The following is a 237-nucleotide window of genomic DNA, read 5'->3' as shown; positions in this document are numbered from 1 at the left end:
CAGATAGAGGCTACTCGTCAAGTGGTCAAGAACGACCACATCCAGATCAGAAATGTTCGGAAAGGAGAAGATAACGAAAGGGCAGGTGAGTCCGACGTAGCCGCCCACCGAGAACGGCAGCAACTGCAGTTGCACATGGGGGAGTTGGGCCACCTGACGCAGATGTTGCAGCTGATCCCTCATCACCTCCGGTCCGCCCACCTCGCGGTGGAGCACCGCTTCGTCCAGCACGGCGGT

At 59.1% G+C, this 237-nt stretch carries 1 protein-coding gene; it reads right to left on the bottom strand.

What is annotated here, in order from left to right; translation table 11 throughout:
* A partial coding sequence (locus tag G3I42_RS13735; protein WP_239096431.1) for a DUF5753 domain-containing protein occupies positions 1 to 237 on the bottom strand: 237 nt, incomplete at both ends.

The sequence above is a fragment of the Streptomyces sp. SID11385 genome (genome assembly GCF_010548245.1).
Classification (GTDB): domain Bacteria; phylum Actinomycetota; class Actinomycetes; order Streptomycetales; family Streptomycetaceae; genus Streptomyces.
Note: the sequence above shows the minus strand (reverse complement) of the source record. Positions and strands in the feature narration are given on the sequence as shown.